This window comes from Mycobacterium sp. NGS59, assembly GCF_059812345.1.
Window position 1 is genome coordinate 61,697 of record NZ_JCALCN010000012.1, and the last position, 19,574, is coordinate 81,270.

Consider the following 19,574-nt stretch of genomic DNA (forward strand, 5'->3'; position numbering starts at 1 on the left):
TTTTACGTCTGCTCGCGCGAGAACAGCACCGCGGCATTCAGGTAGCCCGTGGGGTCCAACGCCGTCTTGAGCGCCCGCATCGTCGCGATGTCGGCCGCCTCGCGGGACATGCCAAGGTAGGGCCGCTTGCGACTGCCGACGCCGTGCTCAGAGCTGACGTTGCCGCCGCTACCGGCGATCAGGTCCATCATCTCCGCGTACAACGCCGGCTCGCGTTCGACCGGGAAGCGCAGCACGTTCAGATGCAGGTTGCCCTCGCCGATGTGCCCGAACAGCACCGGCAGCGCATCATCGACGTGCCGGTGCACCAAATCCACCGCGTCGCGGGCGAACAAGGGGATCGCCGGCAGGGGCAGCGACACGTCGAACTTCAACGGCGCCCCGTACACACCCAACACCTCGGCCAGCGCCTCCCGAACACGCCACAACCGTTGCTGCGCAACCACATCCACGCCGACCGCCGGCTCCGCCCCGACACCGTCGAGCAGCTCGGCCAGCCGCTCGGTCTGGTCGTGGTCGGCGGCCAGCTCCACCAGCAGCAACCAGTCACCGTCCACCGGCGGGCGGAAACCCAGCTCGGCCTCGATCAACGCGGCTCCGCGCCCGTCGACCAATTCCAGCGCGGCGATCCCGTCCACCTCGGCGAAGATCCGACCCGCCGCGACCAATTCCTCGAGGTCGTCGAACCCGCACACCGCGGTCACGCGGTGTGACGGGGTGAGGTGCAGGCGCAGGTCCAGCGCGGTGATCACGCCGAGGGTGCCTTCGGCGCCGACGAACAGCGACGGCAGGTCGTAGCCGGTGTTGTCGCGTCGCACCCGGCTGTGCCGGTGCAGCACCGAACCGTCGGGCAGCGCTACGTCCAGGCCGATCACCTGCTCGCCCATGTTGCCATAGCGGACGGTGCGCAGGCCGCCGGCATTGGTCGAAGCCATGCCGCCGACGGTCGCGGTGTCACGCGCCGCCAGGTCCACCCCGAACACCAGGCCGGCCGCGGAGGCGGCCCGTTGCACGGCCGCCAGGGTCGCGCCGGCCCCGGCCACCACGCGGCGCTCCAACGTGTCGACATCGCTTATCGCCGAAAGTCTTTCGGTGGACAGCAGCACATCGTCGTGCTCGGGAACGGTGCCGGCCACCAACGAGGTGCGGCCGCCCTGCACGGTCACGAAGGCGCCGGCGTCGCGGCAGATCCGCAGCACCTCGGCTACCTCGTCCCCGCAGCCCGGGCGTACCAGCACACTGGCCTGCCCGCGGTACCGCCCGGTGTGGTCGACGCTGCGACCGGCCAGGACGTCGGGGTCGGTGACGACGTGATTCGAGCCGACGACCCCACCCAGGGAGGCGGCCAGGCCCGCGAGCATCATCCAGCGCTGAAATCTTTGTGGTTCACATCGGTGACCAGCCCGCCGTCCATGATGAACTCACTGCCGGTGGCATAAGAGGCTTCGTCGCTGGCCAGGAACACGACAAACGTTGCGACTTCGCGTGATTCGGCGGGACGGCCGAGCGGGATGGTGACCATGTCCTCGGGCAGGTGCGCGGTCATCGGGGTCCGGATGAACCCGGGGTGCAGTGAGTTCACCCGGATGTTCAGCGGCGCCAGTTCCAGTGCCGCCGATTTGGTGACCCCGCGCACCGCCCACTTGGACGCGACATACGGATGCACGAACGGCGCCCCGCGGATCCCCTCGATCGAGGACACGTTGATGATGGAGCCGCCACCGGCCTCGGTCATCGGATCCACCACCGACCGCATGCCCAGGAAGGTGCCGGTCAGGTTGACGTCGATCACCTGCTGCCACTTGTCCATCCGGAATTCCCGCAGCGGACCGGCCGCGACGATGCCGGCGTTGTTCACCAGCACGTTCAGCTTGCCGAATTCCCCGATTGCCGTCTGCACCGCGGCTTCCCACTGGTCCTGCTGGGTGACGTCGAGGTGGACGTAGCGCGCCGAGTCGCCGATCTCGGCGGCCAGCGCTTTGCCCTCGTCGTCGCGGACGTCGCCGATCACCACTTTGGCGCCCTCCTCGACCAGTAGCCGCGCGTCTTCGGCGCCCATCCCGCGGGCACCGCCGCTGATCAGGGCGACCTTGCCCGCTACCCGTCCTTCTCGTCCCATCAGCGGGAACTCCTTTCGGTTCTAGGGATCAGATCGTTCGGTGCGAAGAGTCCTTTGCCGGTGACCAGCGGCAGGTCCAGCGTGCTCCGGATGCCGGGCGGGGCCGCGATCACGTCCGGGATGGCGTTGACGATGCGGCCCGCGGCACCGGCGATCGCCGCGTGGTTGTGGTCGCCCTTGCGGCTGGTCGGCACGATGTCTACGGCGTAGGAAGGCTCGCCGGTGATCTCGACGCGGTAGGAGCCGGTGCCGGCGGCGGGCTGACGCAGATCGGGCCGCAGGTCGGGACGCAACCGGGTGATGTGTTCGATGACGATGGCGGGGTGACCGTTGACCATGCCCCGAATTTCGAACTGCAGCACCGCCACCGTGCCCTTGGCCACGTGTCCGACGGCGATGTCGAAGTCTTCGGGCGCCGGCTCACGTTGGTAGGACTCGGTGATCTCGTCGACCTCGATGCCCAGGCCGGCCGCCAGCTGCCTGATCGCGGTACCCCAGGCGATGCTCAGCACACCCGGCTGCAGCAGCATCGGAATGTGGTCCATGGGCTGGGCGAACCCCATGTAGTGCATCACCTCGGCGCCGTCGTAGCTGGCGTAGTCGTGGATCTCCATGCACCGCACCTGTTCGATGCGCTGGCAGGTTCCGGCCAGCGCGAACGGAATCAGGTCATTGGCGAAGCCGGGGTCGACTCCGGTGATGAAGATGCTCGACTTCCCTTGCTGCGCAGCGGCTTCCACCCGATCGATGTACTTGTCGGGCATGACACCCCACGGGTACTGCAACAGCCCGGGCGACGATCCGACGACGTCGATGCCGGCGACGAGTATGCGCATCACGTCGCCCATCGCGTCGGGCAGCCGGGTGTCACCCATGGCGCAGTAGACGACGCAGTCGGGACCGGTGGCCAACAACGCGTCGAGGTCGTTCACGGCTCGGATGCCGGTCTGCGTCGGGGCGTCCAGACCGAGACCACACAGTTCGCCGGCATCCCTGCCCACCTTCTCCGGCGTGGACACACATACCCCGGTGAGTTCGAAGCGCGGATCGGTGATGAGTTCGGCCAGCGCCAGCCCGCCGACATTTCCGGTGCCGACGTGGGCGACACGAATCGCCATGAGCGTCCTTCCGTGGAACTGAGCAAGATCCGAACTTTTCTAGACAGTAGTCCATAATTTTTCGCGCGCGAAACGCCGGAATTCGGGGCGACGCCGCTCTACCCTCTGTTCATTACCTCATACCCGCGGTTACGAATTGGCGGGGAAGGACGGGGAGATGTCGCACGTAATAACGGTTCCAGAGACGCTCGTGGCGGCGGCTGTCGACGTCGACGGCATTGCCGCGGCCGTCCGAGCGGCCAACGCCGCTGCGGTCGTCCCGACGTCGAGTGTGCTGGCGGCGGCCGGTGACGAGGTGTCGGAGGCCATCACCGCACTGTTCAACGCCTACGGTCAGGAATACCAGGCGGTGGTGCGGCAGGCGGCGGCGTTCCAATCCCAGTTCACCCAAACGCTTTCCAACGCGGCCGCGGCCTACACCCAGGCCGAATCCGCGGCCGCTGCGACGCTGACATCCCTGCTCGCACCCGGCCCGGCGGCACCGGCGGCCGCCAACATCGCGCTGATCATGGGCGGCACCGGCAACCCGCTGCCCTTCGCCAAGTACATCGCGGACATCAACACGAACTGGATCCAGAAGCTCTTCCCCGGCTATATCCCCACGGGTCTGACCACACCCGAACAGTTCTGGCCGATCACTCCCGACCTCGGCGACATGACCTACAACCAGTCCGTCACCAAGGGCGTGGCAGCGCTGAACAGCGCAATTCACAACCAGATCGCCGCTGGCAACAAGGTGGTCGCCTTCGGTTATTCGCAGAGCGCCTCGATCATCCACAACGAGATCGTGGCTCTGATGGCGGCCGGATCGCCCTACCAAGGCGGCGACCTGTCCTTCATCATGGCTGCCGCCGGCAACAACCCCAACGGCGGCTTGTTGTCACGCTTCCCGGGTCTCTACATTCCGATCCTGGACGTGCCGTTCAACGGTGCCACCCCGGCCAGCAACCCGTACCCGACGCAGATCTTCACCGCCCAGTACGACGGCGTGGCCCACGCTCCGCAGTACCCGCTGAACATCCTGGCGGACGTCAACGCGCTCATGGGCTACTTCTACGTGCACGGTAACTACCCGACGTTGTCAGCGCTGGATGCCATCCCACTGCCGACGTCGCCCGGCTACAACGGCGCCACTGAGTACTACATGTTCTTGACGCAGGATCTGCCGCTGCTGCAGCCGATCCGCGACATCCCCTACGCCGGACCGGTCATCGCCGACATCTTCCAACCGGCCCTGCGCGTGATGGTCGACCTGGGCTACTCGGATTACGGGTACGCAGACCTGCCCACCCCGGCCGGCCTGATCAACATCCCCAACCCGATCAACGTCGCCTACTACCTGGGCCAGAGCCTGTGGCAGGGACCGTATGGCGCGGCGGTGGAGATCGGCGTGCAGGCGGGCCTATGGGGACCCGAGCACTTCCCGGACGCCTACCCGTGGGTCCCGTCGACCAATCCGGGGCTGAACCTCTACCTGGGCCCGACGCTCAGCCAGCCTCCGGTGACGGCGATATCACTGCTGAGCGGCGCTCTCGGGGACGTGCTGCACGTCATTCCGCCGATTTTCAACTGATCCAGCACCCAGCGGTGTCTGGGTACGGATCGCCTCGTCCCGGATCAACCCGCGCAGCAGCGCCGTGCTGAACTCGGCCGCGATCTCCTTGGCCGTGCGTCGTCCGCTGGGCCGCAACCACCGGTAGGCGCCCAGCGTCATCCCGATGTAGCCGAGCGCCAGCACGTGCGAGTCGCACGGGTAGAACTCGCCGCTGGCGATGCCCCGGTCGATCAGGCCGTGCACGTGCTCGTAGACCTGCACTTCCTTGGCGCGAACCTCGGCCACCTGTTCACTGGTGAACCATTCGGTGATGTAGGGCTGCTCCTGGAAGTACACCGCGGCCCGTTCCGGGTTGGCGGCGATCCCGGTCAGCAACCGAACGGTGTACTGGTACAGGGCTTCGCGGGCGGTCCAGTCCGGGTCATCGTGCACCGCGGCCAGCGTGCCCTCGGCGGCCTGGCGATAGATGTCGAACAGGATCAGCGACTTACTGGCGTAGTAGTGGTAGACCGTCGCCTTGTTCAGCCCGATCACGTCGGCGACGTCGTCCATCCGGGTGCCGTGATAGCCGCGGGCCGCGAACAACTTGGTCGCGACGGCAAGCAATTCCTCGCGGCGCGAAAGTCCATTTTCGGACGGCATCGATACTCACTCTTCGTCGCTGCCGAGCTGGGCCGACGGCTCCGGACGCGGCATTTACCAATCAACTGGTTGGACAGTTTACGACCGGTGCCACCTGTTGCCGCGACGTGGATGGGACTAGACTCGCCGGAGAACCTCAGTCGCGATCAGAAAGGCGGAGTAATGGACCCGAGTCCTGACTACGACGGAAGCGACGAGATCGAGTTCTTCTTCAGCTATCTCACCTGGGGTCTGCGCGGTGTGGAGTCCGGCAACGGCTATCCGCCGCCGGCCTACCCACCGGTTTAGAGAGCCTTTAACTCCTCGGCGACCGCGGTCACCGACTTCTTGGCGTCCCCGAACAGCATGCTGGTGCCCTCGCCGTAGAACAGCGGGTTGTCGATACCGGCGAATCCCGAATTCATCGACCGCTTCAGCACGATCACCGACTTGGCCTTGTCGACGTTGAGGATCGGCATGCCGAAGATCGGGCTGGACGAGTCGTTGCGCGCCGCCGGATTGGTGACGTCGTTGGCGCCGATGACGATCGCGACGTCGGTACGGCCGAATTCGTCGTTGATGTCGTCCATGTCCTTCATCGCGTCGTAGTCGACTTCGGCCTCGGCAAGCAACACGTTCATGTGCCCCGGCATCCGGCCGGCGACCGGGTGGATCGCGTACTTGACCTCGACGCCCTTGCCCTCCAGCAGCGCCGCCATGTCCTTGACGGCGTGCTGTGCCTGCGCCACGGCCAGCCCATAGCCCGGCACCACGATCACCTGGTTGGCGTAGGCCATCTGGATGGCAGCATCCGCGGCCGAGGTGGCCTTGACGGTCTTCTCGCCGCCGTCACCACCGCTGGGCGCGATACCGCCGCCGCCGAAGCCACCCGCGACGATGGCCGGGATCGACCGGTTCATCGCCTTGGCCATCAGGTTGGTCAGGATGGATCCGGACGCGCCGACGATCATGCCGGCGACGATCATCGCGGTGTTGTTCAGCGCCAGTCCCGCCGCCGCGGCCGACAGCCCGGTCATGGCGTTGAGCAGGGAGATCACCACCGGCATGTCGGCGCCGCCGATCGGCAGCACCACCATCAGACCCAGCACACCGGCCGCGGCCAGCAGGCCGATCATCCACCACAACGACGCTCCGGGGAGGTCGGGATGCGCGTTCAGACCGATGACCACCGCGGCGCCGACGGCCCCGAGCAGCAGCAACAGGTTGATCGGTTGCTGCGCTCTGCCGAAGCCGATCGGTGCGCCCGAAATGATCTCCTGCAGCTTGCCGAACGCGATGATCGAGCCCCAGAACGAGATCGAGCCGATGATCGCGGCGAACAGCGAAGCCACCACGATGTGGACGGTCGGCGACTCACCGTGCTTGAAGTCGGAGAAACCGGACGTCTGAATGAACTCCGAGAGCGCGATGAGAGCGACAGTGCCGCCGCCCACGCCGTTGAAGAACGCCACCAGCTGCGGCATCGCGGTCATCTTGGTCAACCGTGCCGGCGGCACGCCGAGCACCACGCCCACGACCAGCCCGGCGATGATCAGCGGCCACTGGCTGGTGTGCCGGATCATCACCAATGTCGCCGCCACCGCCAGCGTCATGCCGACAGCGGCGATCAGGTTGCCGCGCACCGCGGTCTTAGGGCCGGTCAGGCCCATCAAGCCGTAGATGAACAGCGAGAACGAGATGATGTAGAGGACGATCACGAGGTAGTTCATTTGGCGGCCTCCTCCGACTTGGCAGCGGGAAGCGCCTTCTTCTTGCCCTTGAACATGCCCAGCATCCGGTCGGTGACGATGAAGCCGCCGATCACGTTGAGCGTGCCGAACACCACCGCCACGAACAGGATGATCTGCACCGCGATCGACGGGTTCTCCACCCTGCCGAACACCACCAGCGCGCCGAGCACGACGATGCCGTGGATGGCGTTGGTGCCCGACATCAGCGGGGTGTGCAGGGTGTTGGGCACCTTGGAGATCACCGCGAACCCGACGAACCCGGACAGCACCAGGATCGCCAGGTTGGCCAATAGTTCGTCGTACATCTAGGAGTCCTTCTGTCGTTCGCGGGTCACACACGAGTCCGCGATGACCTCGTCGTCGAAGTCCGGCGCGAGTTGGCCGTCCTTGATCAACAGGTCCAGCAGCGCGGTGATGTTCTTGCTGTACAGCTCGCTGGCGTGCTCGGGCATGGTGGCGGGCAGGTTGAGCGGCGACGCGATGGTCACGTCGTGCTTGACGACGACCTGGCCGGGCTCGGTGAGCTCGCAGTTGCCGCCGGTCTCCCCGGCCAGGTCCACCACCACGCTGCCCGGCTTCATCGCCTCCACCGCGGCGGCGGTGACCAGGCGCGGCGCCGGACGGCCCGGCACCAGCGCGGTCGTGATCACGACGTCGAAGCCGCTGATCGCCTTTTCCAGGGCCTTCTGCTGCTGGGCGCGTTCCTCGTCGGTCAGCTCTCGGGCGTACCCGCCCTCACCGGCCGCGTCGATACCGATGTCGAGCCATTGCGCGCCCACCGAACGCACCTGGTCGGCGACCTCGGGGCGCACGTCGTACCCCGTCGTCCGGGCACCCAGGCGCTTGGCCGTGGCCAAAGCCTGCAGGCCGGCCACGCCGACACCGAGCACCAGCACGGTGGCCGGCTTCACGGTGCCCGCCGCGGTGGTGAGCATCGGGAAGAACCGGGTCGACTCGGACGCGGCCAGTAGCACGGCCTTGTACCCGGCGACGTTGGCCTGCGACGACAGGGCGTCCATCACCTGTGCCCGCGAAATACGCGGAATGGCTTCGAGCGCGAACGCTTGCACGCCGGCCTGCTTGAGTGCGCCGATCGAGTTGTCGGCGTTGCGGGGAGCCAGGAATCCGATGAGCGTCTGGCCGCTGCGCAGCTTGCCTACCTCGTCGGCGGTCGGGGGAGCCACCTTGACCACGATGTCGGCTCCCCAGGCGTCGCCGATGGTGGCCCCGGCCTGGGTGTAGAGGTCGTCGGGCAGCAGCGCCCGCTCGCCCGCGCCGGACTCGACCACCACGGCCACGCCACTGTTCACCAGCCCCGCGACCGCCTTGGGTACCAGCGCGACGCGCCGCTCGTCGGCTCCGGATTCGGCGACAACCCCGACCTTTACGAGCCCTGTCTGCGCTTCTGTCATGGCGCGTGCATCAACTTTCTCACTGTCTCACTGGCTTTGGGAGCGGTCTGTGGACCCGGCCCCGATCTGATTGCTCAGACACCCTACGGGACTATCGGCCTGCTCAAATAACGCGACTACCAGAGCGGTATTTCCTGGCTGCGCTCGTTTTGTGGCCGCGGGCCGAAGATTCGCCGCTGCGATTCGGCGATCGGGACGTCGTTGATGCTGGCTTCGCGCCGGGCCATCAGACCCTCGTCGTCGAACTCCCAGAGCTCGTTGCCGTAACTGCGGAACCACTGGCCGGTGCGGTCGCGGCATTCGTACTGGAATCGCACCGCGATGCGGTTGTCATGGAAGCTCCAGAGGCTCTTGCGTAGCGCATAGTCGAGTTCGCGCCGCCATTTCCGGGTCAGGAATTCGACGATCTGCGCGCGGCCGGTCAGGTGCTCGTCGCGGTTCCGCCAGACCGAGTCGACGGTGTAGGCCAGGCTGACCCGTTCCGGGTCGCAGGTGTTCCAGGCGTCCTCGGCGGCTTGCACCTTCTGCAGCGCGGTCTCGAGAGTGAACGGGCGCATGGGCTCCATTTCTACCCGCGAGCTGGGTCACCTCGCGCTGCGGGCACCTCCCGCGAGAAGACACAGAATCGCACTAATTCGGCCTCCCGGATGCGATTCTGTGTCTGCTCGCGCCCGGCTATATCGTGGCGGTCATGGACTTCGCGATGTCGGCCAAAGCCAGCGACTACCACAAGAAATTGACCGACTTCATGACGGAGTTCGTTTTCCCAGCCGAAGCCGAATACGAGAAGTACCGGCACGAGGCCGGGCCCGACGACCACACCGTGCCGCCGATCGTCGAGGACCTCAAGATCAAGGCCCGGGAGCGCGGTCTGTGGAACCTGTTCCTGCCGGCCGAGTCGGGACTGACCAACCTGGACTACGCGCCGCTGGCCGAGCTGTCCGGCTGGAGTTTGGAGATAGCCCCCGAAGCGCTCAACTGCGCGGCACCCGACACCGGCAACATGGAGACGCTGCACCTGTTCGCCACCGAGCAGCAGCGCAAGGACTGGCTGGAGCCGCTGCTCAACGGCGAGATCCGCAGTGCCTTCTCCATGACCGAACCGGCGGTCGCCAGCAGCGACGCCCGCAACATCGAGACCTCGATCGTGCGCGACGGCGCCGACTACGTGATCAACGGCCGCAAGTGGTGGACCTCGGGCGCGGCGGACCCGCGCTGCAAGATCCTGATCGTGATGGGCCGCACCAACCCCGAGGCGGCCAGCCACCAGCAGCAGTCCATGGTGCTGGTCCCGATCGACACCCCCGGTGTGACCGTGGTCCGCTCGACCGGTGTGTTCGGCTGGCAGGACCAGCACGGGCACTGCGAGGTCGTCTACGACAACGTGCGGGTCCCGGCCAGCAATCTGCTGGGCGAGGAGGGCTCCGGGTTCGCGATCGCCCAGGCGCGGCTGGGACCGGGCCGCATCCATCACTGCATGCGTGCGCTCGGCGGTGCCGAACGGGCGTTGGCGCTCATGGTGCACCGGGCCAACAGCCGCATCGCCTTCGGCAAGCCGCTGGCCGACCAGGGGCTGGTGCAGCACGCAATTGCCAAGTCGCGCAACGAGATCGACCAGGCCCGGCTGTTGTGCGAGAAGGCGGCATGGACCATCGACCAGCACGGCAACAAAGCGGCGCACCTGTTGGTGTCCCAGATCAAGGCGGTGGCCCCGCAGGTCGCCTGCGACGTCATCGACCGCGCGATCCAGGTGCACGGCGCCGCCGGCATCTGCGACGACACCCCGCTGGCCCGGCTGTACGGGTGGCACCGGGCGATGCGGATCTTCGACGGCCCCGACGAGGTCCACATGCGCACCATCGCGCGCAAAGAGCTCGGCGGGGAGCAGTCCGCGCTCGCCGCGGCGGTCACCGGCCATGCCTGACGGTCTGCGAAATCTGCCGGGCGCGTGGAACTTTCGTGATGTCGCGGACATCGTGCCGGGTCTGCGTCCGGGCCGGCTGTTCCGGTCCAGTGAGCTGAGCAGCCTGGACGACGACGGCCGCGCGGTGCTGCGGCAGTTGCGCATCACCGATGTCGCCGACCTGCGCGCGGCCCGTGAGGTGGCCCGCCGCGGTCCGGGGCGCGTTCCCGACGGGATCGACGTCCACCTGCTGCCGTTCCCGGATCTCGCCGACGACGACAAGTCCGACGGCGGCACCGACGACGAGGCGCCGCACGAGTCCGCGTTCAAGCGCCTGATGATCGAAGGTGCCAACGGCGAAGCGGACGAAACAGACGAAGCCATCGAGGCCAAAGCGGTCAAGTACATGACCGACGAATACCGCCAATTCCCAACGCGTAACGGGGCGCAACGGGCGGTGCACCGGGTGTTCACCCTGTTGGCCGACGGACGACCCGTGCTGACGCACTGCTTCGCCGGCAAGGATCGCACCGGTTTCGTGGTCGCCACGGTGCTCGAGGCCGTCGGGCTGGACCGCGACCTCATCGTCACCGACTACCTGCGCAGCAACCACGCGGTAGCCCAACTGCGCGACCGCATCACCGAGATGATCCAGCAGCGCGCCGACGTCGAACTGACTCCCGAGGTCGAGACGTTCACCAAAGCGCGGCTGTCCGACGGGGTGCTGGGTGTGCGCGCCGAATATCTGACCGCCGCCTGGCAATCGATCGACGAGACGCACGGATCGCTGCAGGGCTACCTGCGCGACGCGGGCATCTCCGACGACCACGTGACGCGGCTGCGCAGGGCACTGCTCGACTGAGTCTCACTATGAGCTCGGCCAAAGGCCAGACAGCCCGGTGTGATCGCTCTACCCTCGACGCAGGAGGGATAGAGCTTGTCGTATGTTTTCGCGCAGCCGCCCGTATTGGCAGCGGCGGCAACCGAGTTGGCGGGTATCGGTTCGGTCATCGGTGCGGCGGCCACCGCCGCGGCCGTGCCGACGACCGGTATCGCGATGGCCGCCGCGGACGAGGTGTCGGTTGCGATCGCGAACTTCTTCGGCGGCTTCGGCTCCGAATTCCAAGCTGTCAGTAGCAATCTCGGGTTGCTCTACGACGGGTTGGTGCAGCGGCTGACCGCCACCGTGGAGTACTACGCCAACGCCGAAGCGATCAACACCGCTCAATTGATCCAGGCCGCGACGGCCGGGCTCACCATACCGACATCGGCGGCGCCGTTCAGTCCCACTGGCGTGGCAATCATCATGGGCGGCACCGGAACACCCATACCGGGCGCGGCGTACCTCAACGCCATCAACACCCTGTTCGTCCAACCACTTGCGCCGGGCGCGATCGTGTCGGCGCTGAACACCCCCGAGCAGCTGTATCCGATCACCGGGGTGCGATCCCTGCCGTTGGCCACCTCGGTGCAGCAGGGACTGCAAATCCTCAACACCGCGGTGTGGGAGCAAATCAACGGCGGTAACAACGTCACCGTTTTCGGCTACTCGCAGAGCGCCATCATTTCCTCGCTGTTGATGCAGCACTACATCTCGCTGGGCCCGCTGGCTCCGGACCCGTCGCAGCTCAGCTTCATCTTGACCGGCAACGAGATGAACCCCAACGGCGGCATCCTGGCGCGCATCCCCGGACTGAACATCTCCACGCTGGGTCTGCCGTTCTACGGGGCCACCCCGGACGGGCCGTACCCGACCACCACTTACACGCTCGAATACGACGGGTTCGCCGACTTCCCGCGCTATCCGCTCAACATCCTGTCCGACCTCAACGCGGTTTTCGGCATCATCACGGTGCACACCACCTACGCCGACCTGACTCCCGCGCAGATCGCGTCGGCCATCGAGTTGCCGACGGACGGCACCACCAGCAACAAGTACTACCTCATCCCGCACCCGGACCTACCGCTGCTGGATCCGGTGCGGGCCATACCGGTCATCGGCGAACCCATCGCGGCGCTGGTGCAACCGAATCTGAAGGTGCTCGTCAACCTCGGCTACGGCGACCCCAACTTCGGCTACTCCACCGGCCCGGCCAACGTGCCCACCCCGTTCGGGCTGTTCCCGGAGATTCCGCCCGACGTCGTCGTCAACGCCCTGATCGCCGGAACCAATCAGGGCATCAACGATTTCCTGGCGGTGGCGCCGAGCGCGCTGACGACCCCGCCGGTGATTCCCACGCCCGCGTTCCCGCCGCTGATCCAGGCATATCTGCCTGCGTCGCCGCCCCCGGTGCCGGCGACCCCGGTCAACATCGCCAACACGTTGGCGTCGGTCGTGTCCACCGGCTATTCGGTGCTACTGCCGACGGCCGACCTGGCGACGGCTTTCGCCACCACGCTGCCCGCCTACAACACGACCTTGTTCTTGAGCCAGCTTGCTCAGGGCGACATCAGGGGGGCGATCGAACTCCCCCTCGCCGCCACCGCCGGTTTGGCAGCGCTGGGCGGCATGATCGAATTCATCGCGGTCGTGGAAGCAGCCGCGGAAATAGCTCAGGACTTGCAGAGCCTTTCCTTCTGATCGGAGCGACGGCTCCTGTTTCGGTAGCGAAAACGCTTGTCGCTAAACGCCAGACAGCCCCGCCCGGTCCCCTTACGCTTGCGTCAACGCCGCGCCGGGCCGCGGGGAAGGGACATCGGGAATGTCGTTCTTGTTGACTGAGCCGCACACACTGACGGCGGCGGCGGTGGATCTCGAAGGGATCGGGGCGGCGATCAGAGCGGCCAGCGCGGCGGCGGCCGCACCCACCTCGTCTGTGCTGGCGGCGGCCGGCGACGAGGTGTCGGCAGCGGTCGCGAATTTCTTCGGCGCGTTGGGCCTGGAGTACCAGGATGTGCTTGGTCGGGTGGCGGGCTTCCAGGGGCAGTTCCAGCAGTCGCTGGCCGCGGCGGCGAACGCCTACGCCAACGCCGAATCGGCCGCCGCCGCCGCGCTGGGCGGGCTGCTGGCGCCGACTCAGGCCGCCAGCGCGGCTTCGGTATCGCTGTTCTTGAGCGGCACCGGAGTGCCCATCGTCACGCCCACGTTCATCGAGAAGGCCAACGACCTGTACGTCCGTACGGGCCTGGCCAAGATCGGCCTGAACACCCCCGAGGAGCTCTACCCGCTCACCGGCGTGCGCAGCATGTATTTCAACAGATCGGTCGGCGTCGGGCTGAGTATCCTCGACACCGCCGTCTACAACCAGATCAACAACCTCGGCGAAACCGTGACGGTGTTCGGGATTTCGCAGAGCGCGGTCATCTCCTCGCTGTACATGCGCAACCTCGCGGCCGGTCTGTCGAGTTTCGGTGCGGCCCCACCGCTCGCCAACCAACTCAGCTTCGTGTTGACCGGCAACGAGATGAACCCCAACGGCGGTCTGCTGTCGCGGTTTCCGGGTCTGTCGATGCCGTCGCTGGGGCTGGACTTCTACGGCTCCACACCGTCGGACATCATCTACCCGACGAAGATCTACACGCTGGAATACGACGGCTTCGCCGACTTCCCGAAGTATCCGCTCAACATCATCTCCGACCTGAACGCGATCGCGGGCATCATCTACGTTCATCCGACATACCTGTCGCTGACCCCAGCGCAGATCGACAACGCCATCCCGCTGACACCGTCGCCGGGCTACACCGGCAACACCGAGTACTACATCATCCCGACCGAGCACCTGCCGCTGCTGCAGCCGCTGCGGGCGATACCGGTCATCGGCAATCCGCTGGCCAACCTGCTCGAGCCGAGCACGAGGGTGCTCGTCAACCTCGGCTACGGTGACCCGGCCTACGGCTACTCCACCAGTCCCCCGGATATCCCGACGCCGTTCGGACTGTTCCCCGACCTGACGGGTGCGGCTTCCCCGGTCAACGTGTTCAACGCACTCGCGACCGGCACCCAGCAGGGTGTCCAGAACTTCGCCACCGACCTGCAGGCGATCGCCGCGCAACCGGTCACCGCCCCGACGCTGACGCTGCCGTCGCCGTCCGATATCGCCCTGAAGGCGGCCGCCTTCCCGTCCCCGACCAAGATCGTCAACACGGTCGCCTCGATCATCTCGACCAACTACGCCGTGCTACTTCCCACCGCGGACATCGGCCTGTCGATCTTCACGTCGCTACCCGCCTACAACGTGCAGCTGTTCACCGAACAGCTCGCGCAAGGCAACCTGATCAACGCGATCGGCTACCCGATCGCCGCCGACATCGGGTTGGCGTCGGTGGCCGGCGGGGTCGAATTCCTCGTGATCACCGAGGCCCTCGCCGCAACCATCAAAGACATCCAGTCGCTGATCCCGTAGATATTTAGTCGGCAAAAGCACTATGCGGTCGACGCGGCCGTTCTAGTCTGACAGGTGCCGGGCTCGATGATGACCCTCAGCGCCGGGTCAGCGAGCTCCGTCGAGTATCGAAATACCTTGGCCGTGAAGGGAATTCGCCGATGTCATATCTAGCGACGCAACCGCAGCTGATGGCCGCCGCCGCCGAGAATCTGGCCGGCCTCCAGACGGCCCTGGCCGAGATCAACTCAGCGGTGGCCGGCCCCACCACAGGTTTGGCGGCCGCTGCCGCCGACGAGGTGTCCGAAGCCGCGGCCCGCCTGTTCGGTGTGTTCGGCCTGGAGTACCAGCAGGTCGTCGGTCAAACGGCGGCGTTTCACGCGGAATTCACCCGGGCATTGACGACGGCCAGCCTCGCCTACGCCGAAGCCGAAATCGCCGGGGCGGCAGCGCTGGCCGCGGCATCGCCACTCGACGCGCTACTGGCGCCGCTGCAGCCGCTGCTGGCACCGATCCAGGCGTTGTTCGCGCCGCCCGCCATATCCGGCGGCACACCGGTCAATACGCCGCTTCCGACGATCTTGCCGACCACCGACGTGGCATTGATCATGACCGGCAGCGGCACGCCGATACCGTCGCTGGCCTACATGGCTGCGGTGCGGCCGTGGATCCAGTTCCATGTGACCGATCCGCTGTCGATCCCGCTGAACACTCCCGAAGGGCTGTATCCGCTCACCGCCATCAAGGATCTGACGCTCAACGTCTCGGTCCAGCGGGGCGTCGAAATGTTGCACAATGCGCTCTTCTCGCCGACCGGATTGATGGCAGGACCGAACCCACAGAGCGTTTCGGTACTGGGCTACTCGCAGAGTGCGGTCCTCTCCTCGATCGAGTTGCGCAATCTGGTCGCCTCGGGAATAACCTACGACCCGCTGAATCCACTGACCTTCACGCTGCTGGGCAACCCGATGGCGCCCAACGGCGGTCTGCTGTCGCGATTCCCCGGCCTGTCCCTGCCGGCGCTGGGTCTGGACTTCTTCGGCCCGACGCCGTCGAACACGGGCTATCCGCTCAACATGTTCTCGTTGCAGTACGACGGGTACACGCAGTTCCCGAGGTATCCGATCAACTTCCTGGCCGACCTCAACGCATTCCTCGGTATCCAGACCGTGCACGGCGATTATCCGAGCATCATCGGAGCGAACGGCGCACTGGCCCCCGGCTACAGCATGGTCGAATTGCCGGTGTCCCCGGGCAATCTCACCGACCACTACTACGTGATCACCTACGACGGCCTGCCACTCGTCCAGCCGTTCCGCTCGATCCCGGTGTTCGGCAATGCAATCGCGGACCTGATCGAACCGAACCTGACCTACCTGGTCAACTGGGGCTACGGCGACCCGCACTACGGCTACTCGACCGGCTATGCCGACGTGCACACCCCGTTTGGCCTGATCCCGCCAATCCCGGCGAACTTCATCGGCGACCAGATCGTCCTGGCCAACCAGGGCTGGAATGCCTTCGTGGGCGACATCCAGGGCATGGTCCCGACGACGCTGCCGTCGCTGACCGACCTGGTGCCGACCGGCGGGGGCGGCGGCGGAGGCGGCGGGTTGCCGTTCGAGGTGCCGTCGCTGACCGGCTTCTCCGTCAACGGCGTCTTCGACGCGCTCAAGGCGGCGAACACAAACATCACCACCGCCATCACCGCGTCCGCCGCCGACGGCTACGCGGCGCTGCTACCGACCGCCGACATCGCGAACAGCCTGCTCACCACCCTGCCGTCCTACAACCTCAACCTGTTCCTGGACGGCATCCAGCAGGCCCTCAACGGCGACCCGATGGGGCTGGTGAACGCGTTCGGCAACCCGATCGCCGCGGACGTCGCGTTGTTCACCCTGTCGGGAGGGTTCCAGCTGATCGTGACGATCGACACGGTCACCTCGATCATCGACAACCTCACCGGTGCACTGATTCCGACCGACGTGATCTCGTAGCGGAGGCTTTCTCAGAAAGTCGTATGCGGCACCGTCAGTCGGCCTAAGCTGATCTCTGGCAGGGGGGCCTCGTCATTCGAAGGATGGGCTCATGTCGTACCTGGCCGTTCAGCCGGACTTGATCGCAACTGCCGCAGCCGATCTGGAACAACTTCGCACCGCGATCGGCGCAGCGACCCCGGCGACGGGTGTGTTGGCCGCGGCCGCCGACGAGGTTTCGGTCGCGTTCGCGCAACTGATGAACGACTTCGCCGCGGAGTACCAGGGTGCCGCGCGGCAGGCGACCGCGTTCCAGGAGCAGTTCGCCCGCATCCTGACCGGCGGCGGATTGGCTTACGTACAAACCGAATTGGCCAACGCCGTCGGCAACGCACTCAATCCGGTTCTGTCGCCGATCCGGTCGCTGCTCGGTAATGTCGCCGCAGCCCCTGCCGCCGGTGTCTTCACGCTGGTGATGGGCGCCAGCGGATATCCGATCCCGATCGAGGACTACATCCAGGGCATTCCCCTTGCCTATATCGACCCGATCTGGGGCGGCGGAATCAACCTCGGCATCAACACCCCCGAGGGTTTGTATCCCCTTACCGGCATCAAGGACCTGACGTTCGACGTGTCGGCGGCGCGCGGCTTGACCATCTTGGACAACGCGATTCGGGACGCCTTCGGCAAACTCACCGCTACTCAGGTCAACGTGTTCGGCTACTCCCAGAGCGCGGTCATCGCCTCGATGGAGATGATCGCGCTCAACCCCACCAACACGCCGGTGCCGGCGGGCGGCCCGTTCGAGCATCTGAACTTCACGTTGGTCGGCAATCCGAGCAATCCGAACGGCGGTCTGCTGGCGCGCTTTCCGGGGCTCGCATTACCGAGCCTGGGTCTGGACGTGTTCGGCGTGGCGACCCCGGACAACTCGTTCCCGTCGCGCATCTACACCATCGAGTACGACGGATTCGGCGGCTTCCCGCAATACCCGCTCAACGTGGTGTCCGACATCAACGCATTCCTGGGCATCATCGAGCTACACGGCCGCTATCCGTTCCTGTCGGACATAACGCTGGCCAACGCGATCCAGCTGACGAACACCACCCACCCAACCCTGACCGAGTACTTCATGGTTCCCACCGAGAACCTGCCGATCCTGTCCCCGCTGCGGGCCATCCCGATCATCGGTCACCCGCTCGCCGCGCTCGTCGAGCCCTGCACCGAAGTCATCGTGAACCTGGGGTATGGCAGCACCACCAACGGCTGGTCACCGGATCCGCCGAACGTCGCCACCGGGTTCGGCGTGATCCCACCGGTGCCGCCCGGCGAGATCATCTCCGCGCTGGCCGCCGGAGTCCAGCAGGGGATCGCCGACTTCGGCCACGAAGTCTCGCTGATCGGCCCGTCGGACTTCGTCGAGCTGATCCCGACGGTCGACACGGCGGGACTCAGCAACAAGATCCTGGCCGGCGCGCAGTACTCACTGTCGTCGCCGCAGAACTTCGTCCAGTCGGCACTGAACGCGAACCTCAAGATCGGTTACACCGCATCGGCCGTTGCCGCGTCGGCTTACTCGACTGTGCTGCCCACCACCGACATCCTCAATGCCGCCGTGACCGCCCTCCCGGCCTACAACATCAGCCTGTTCGGCGACGGAATACTGCAGGCGCTCAACGGAGATCCGGTCAACGGACTGATCAACGCGTTCGGCAAGCCGGCCGCCGCGACCGTGGGGTTGGGAGTCCTGATGGCCGGGTTCGAAGTGCGGGTCTTCCAGCACGCGGCCAGTGACATCGTCGCCGAGATCAACAGCCTGTTCGCCTAAGGCTCCAGCACGACCTTGCCGAGCACGCCGCCGTCGTCCAGGCTCTGCAGCGCGGCTCGCGCTTCGGACAGCGGATAGCGTTGTGGTGGAGGCGGTTTCAGGCCCAACGAAACCAGTTGGTTGAGCCCCGACGAGAACAGCACCGCCGAGCCCGGAACCTTGTTGAGGTATTCGCCCCAGGCCACGCCCAGCACGCCGACGTTGCGCAGCAACAACCGGTTGACCGTCAGGGTGGGGATGCTGCCCGCGGCGAACCCGATCACCAGCAGTTTGCCGTCGATCGCCAGCGCGCGGATCGCGTCGTCGAAAGTCTTGCCACCGATCGGGTCGACGACGATGTCCACCCCCTGGCCGTTGGTGTGCGCGAGCACCCGCTCGACCCAGCCTTCGCTCAGGTGCAGCACCTGGTCGGCACCCAGGGCCTTGACGTAGGCCATGGCCGCTTCGCGGTGCACCACGCCGATCACCTGGCTGGCGCCCATCGCCTTGGCGATCTGGACGGCGGCGGTGCCCACCCCGCCGGCCGCGCCCAGCACCAGCACCGTCTGACCGGGCCGCATCACCGCGCGCCGGGACAGCGCGAAATACATGGTGTTGTAGTTGACCAACAACGACACCGATTCGGCGTCGTCGAGTTCGGCCGGGCTGCGAATCACGTGCGACACCGGGACGGCCACCTGCTCGGCATAACAGCCGAGCACACCGAATGCCGAAACCCGTTCGCCCACACGGAAACCCGAGTCCACCGGCGCCGACCGCACCACACCGGCCGTCTCCATCCCGGGCACGAACGGGGGCGGCAACTTCAGCTGGTACTTGCCCTTGGTCAGCAGCAGGTCGGGGAAGCACACCCCGGCGGCGCGTACCTCGATGACGATGTTGCCACCGCCATCGGATACGTCCTCGACATCGGTGTAGACAAGGCCGGACGGACCGGAAAGCTCTTGTACTACCGAAGCTTTCATGAAG

17 protein-coding genes are annotated in these 19,574 nt (G+C 66.2%); 8 read left to right on the plus strand and 9 right to left on the minus strand.

The window, feature by feature from the left end; genetic code table 11:
* Positions 1-2: 2 nt before the first annotated feature.
* Genes AC5Y46_RS15225 through AC5Y46_RS15235 form a run of 3 tightly spaced genes read right to left on the minus strand, consistent with a single transcriptional unit; the run spans position 3 to position 3,237 of the window.
* Positions 3-1,361, minus strand: coding sequence for an FAD-binding oxidoreductase (locus tag AC5Y46_RS15225; protein ID WP_499946348.1), 1,359 nt, complete (start codon positions 1,359-1,361; stop codon positions 3-5).
* Positions 1,361-2,119, minus strand: coding sequence for a glucose 1-dehydrogenase (locus tag AC5Y46_RS15230; RefSeq protein ID WP_499946323.1), 759 nt, complete (start codon positions 2,117-2,119; stop codon positions 1,361-1,363). Before AC5Y46_RS15230 ends, AC5Y46_RS15225 begins: the two co-directional genes overlap by 1 nt.
* Positions 2,119-3,237, minus strand: coding sequence for an NAD(P)H-dependent amine dehydrogenase family protein (locus AC5Y46_RS15235; RefSeq protein ID WP_499946324.1), 1,119 nt, complete (start codon positions 3,235-3,237; stop codon positions 2,119-2,121). Before AC5Y46_RS15235 ends, AC5Y46_RS15230 begins: the two co-directional genes overlap by 1 nt.
* Positions 3,238-3,394: 157 nt before the next feature.
* Between AC5Y46_RS15235 and AC5Y46_RS15240 the strand changes: the two genes are divergently transcribed.
* Positions 3,395-4,810 (plus strand): PE family protein, encoded by a 1,416-nt coding sequence (locus AC5Y46_RS15240; RefSeq protein WP_499946325.1) that lies wholly within the window; start codon positions 3,395-3,397, stop codon positions 4,808-4,810.
* Here AC5Y46_RS15240 and AC5Y46_RS15245 read toward each other — a convergent pair.
* Complete coding sequence (locus AC5Y46_RS15245; protein ID WP_499946326.1) at positions 4,751-5,434, minus strand: TetR/AcrR family transcriptional regulator; 684 nt, start codon at positions 5,432-5,434, stop codon at positions 4,751-4,753. The two genes, AC5Y46_RS15240 and AC5Y46_RS15245, sit on opposite strands and share 60 nt — an antisense overlap.
* Before the next feature lie 162 nt (positions 5,435-5,596).
* On the opposite strand from AC5Y46_RS15245, the gene AC5Y46_RS15250 reads away from it, so the two are divergent.
* The gene (locus AC5Y46_RS15250; protein ID WP_499946327.1) at positions 5,597-5,722 is read left to right on the plus strand and encodes a hypothetical protein; all 126 of its coding nucleotides are present in this window, start codon (positions 5,597-5,599) and stop codon (positions 5,720-5,722) included.
* Here AC5Y46_RS15250 and AC5Y46_RS15255 read toward each other — a convergent pair.
* The 4 genes from AC5Y46_RS15255 to AC5Y46_RS15270 form a co-directional block, all read right to left on the minus strand.
* Entirely contained in the window at positions 5,719-7,143 is a 1,425-nt protein-coding gene (locus AC5Y46_RS15255; RefSeq protein WP_499946328.1) for an NAD(P)(+) transhydrogenase (Re/Si-specific) subunit beta, read from the minus strand. The genes AC5Y46_RS15250 and AC5Y46_RS15255 overlap by 4 nt on opposite strands.
* A complete protein-coding gene (locus AC5Y46_RS15260; RefSeq protein ID WP_499946329.1) occupies positions 7,140-7,469 on the minus strand; it encodes an NAD(P) transhydrogenase subunit alpha part 2 in 330 nt (109 codons plus the stop codon). Before AC5Y46_RS15260 ends, AC5Y46_RS15255 begins: the two co-directional genes overlap by 4 nt.
* On the minus strand, positions 7,470-8,576 hold the full coding sequence (locus AC5Y46_RS15265; RefSeq protein WP_499946330.1) for a Re/Si-specific NAD(P)(+) transhydrogenase subunit alpha: 1,107 nt from the start codon (positions 8,574-8,576) through the stop codon (positions 7,470-7,472). It abuts the gene before it with no gap.
* A 116-nt stretch (positions 8,577-8,692) separates the two neighbouring features.
* Positions 8,693-9,142, minus strand: coding sequence for a nuclear transport factor 2 family protein (locus AC5Y46_RS15270; RefSeq protein ID WP_499946331.1), 450 nt, complete (start codon positions 9,140-9,142; stop codon positions 8,693-8,695).
* 137 nt (positions 9,143-9,279) lie between these two features.
* Between AC5Y46_RS15270 and AC5Y46_RS15275 the strand changes: the two genes are divergently transcribed.
* The 6 genes from AC5Y46_RS15275 to AC5Y46_RS15300 all read left to right on the plus strand — a co-directional run bounded on the left by AC5Y46_RS15275 (position 9,280) and on the right by AC5Y46_RS15300 (position 18,605).
* The gene (locus AC5Y46_RS15275) at positions 9,280-10,500 is read left to right on the plus strand and encodes an acyl-CoA dehydrogenase family protein (RefSeq protein ID WP_499946349.1); all 1,221 of its coding nucleotides are present in this window, start codon (positions 9,280-9,282) and stop codon (positions 10,498-10,500) included.
* A complete protein-coding gene (locus AC5Y46_RS15280) occupies positions 10,493-11,341 on the plus strand; it encodes a tyrosine-protein phosphatase (RefSeq protein ID WP_499946332.1) in 849 nt (282 codons plus the stop codon). The genes AC5Y46_RS15275 and AC5Y46_RS15280 overlap by 8 nt, the downstream gene beginning before the upstream one ends.
* A gap of 75 nt (positions 11,342-11,416) precedes the next feature.
* Entirely contained in the window at positions 11,417-13,060 is a 1,644-nt protein-coding gene (locus AC5Y46_RS15285; RefSeq protein WP_499946333.1) for a PE family protein, read from the plus strand.
* 121 nt (positions 13,061-13,181) lie between these two features.
* Complete coding sequence (locus tag AC5Y46_RS15290) at positions 13,182-14,822, plus strand: PE family protein (protein ID WP_499946334.1); 1,641 nt, start codon at positions 13,182-13,184, stop codon at positions 14,820-14,822.
* A 140-nt stretch (positions 14,823-14,962) separates the two neighbouring features.
* The gene (locus AC5Y46_RS15295; RefSeq protein WP_499946335.1) at positions 14,963-16,798 is read left to right on the plus strand and encodes a PE-PPE domain-containing protein; all 1,836 of its coding nucleotides are present in this window, start codon (positions 14,963-14,965) and stop codon (positions 16,796-16,798) included.
* 91 nt (positions 16,799-16,889) lie between these two features.
* On the plus strand, positions 16,890-18,605 hold the full coding sequence (locus AC5Y46_RS15300; RefSeq protein WP_499946336.1) for a PE family protein: 1,716 nt from the start codon (positions 16,890-16,892) through the stop codon (positions 18,603-18,605).
* Here AC5Y46_RS15300 and AC5Y46_RS15305 read toward each other — a convergent pair.
* Positions 18,602-19,570, minus strand: coding sequence for an NADPH:quinone oxidoreductase family protein (locus AC5Y46_RS15305; protein WP_499946337.1), 969 nt, complete (start codon positions 19,568-19,570; stop codon positions 18,602-18,604). The genes AC5Y46_RS15300 and AC5Y46_RS15305 overlap by 4 nt on opposite strands.
* Positions 19,571-19,574 lie beyond the last annotated feature (4 nt).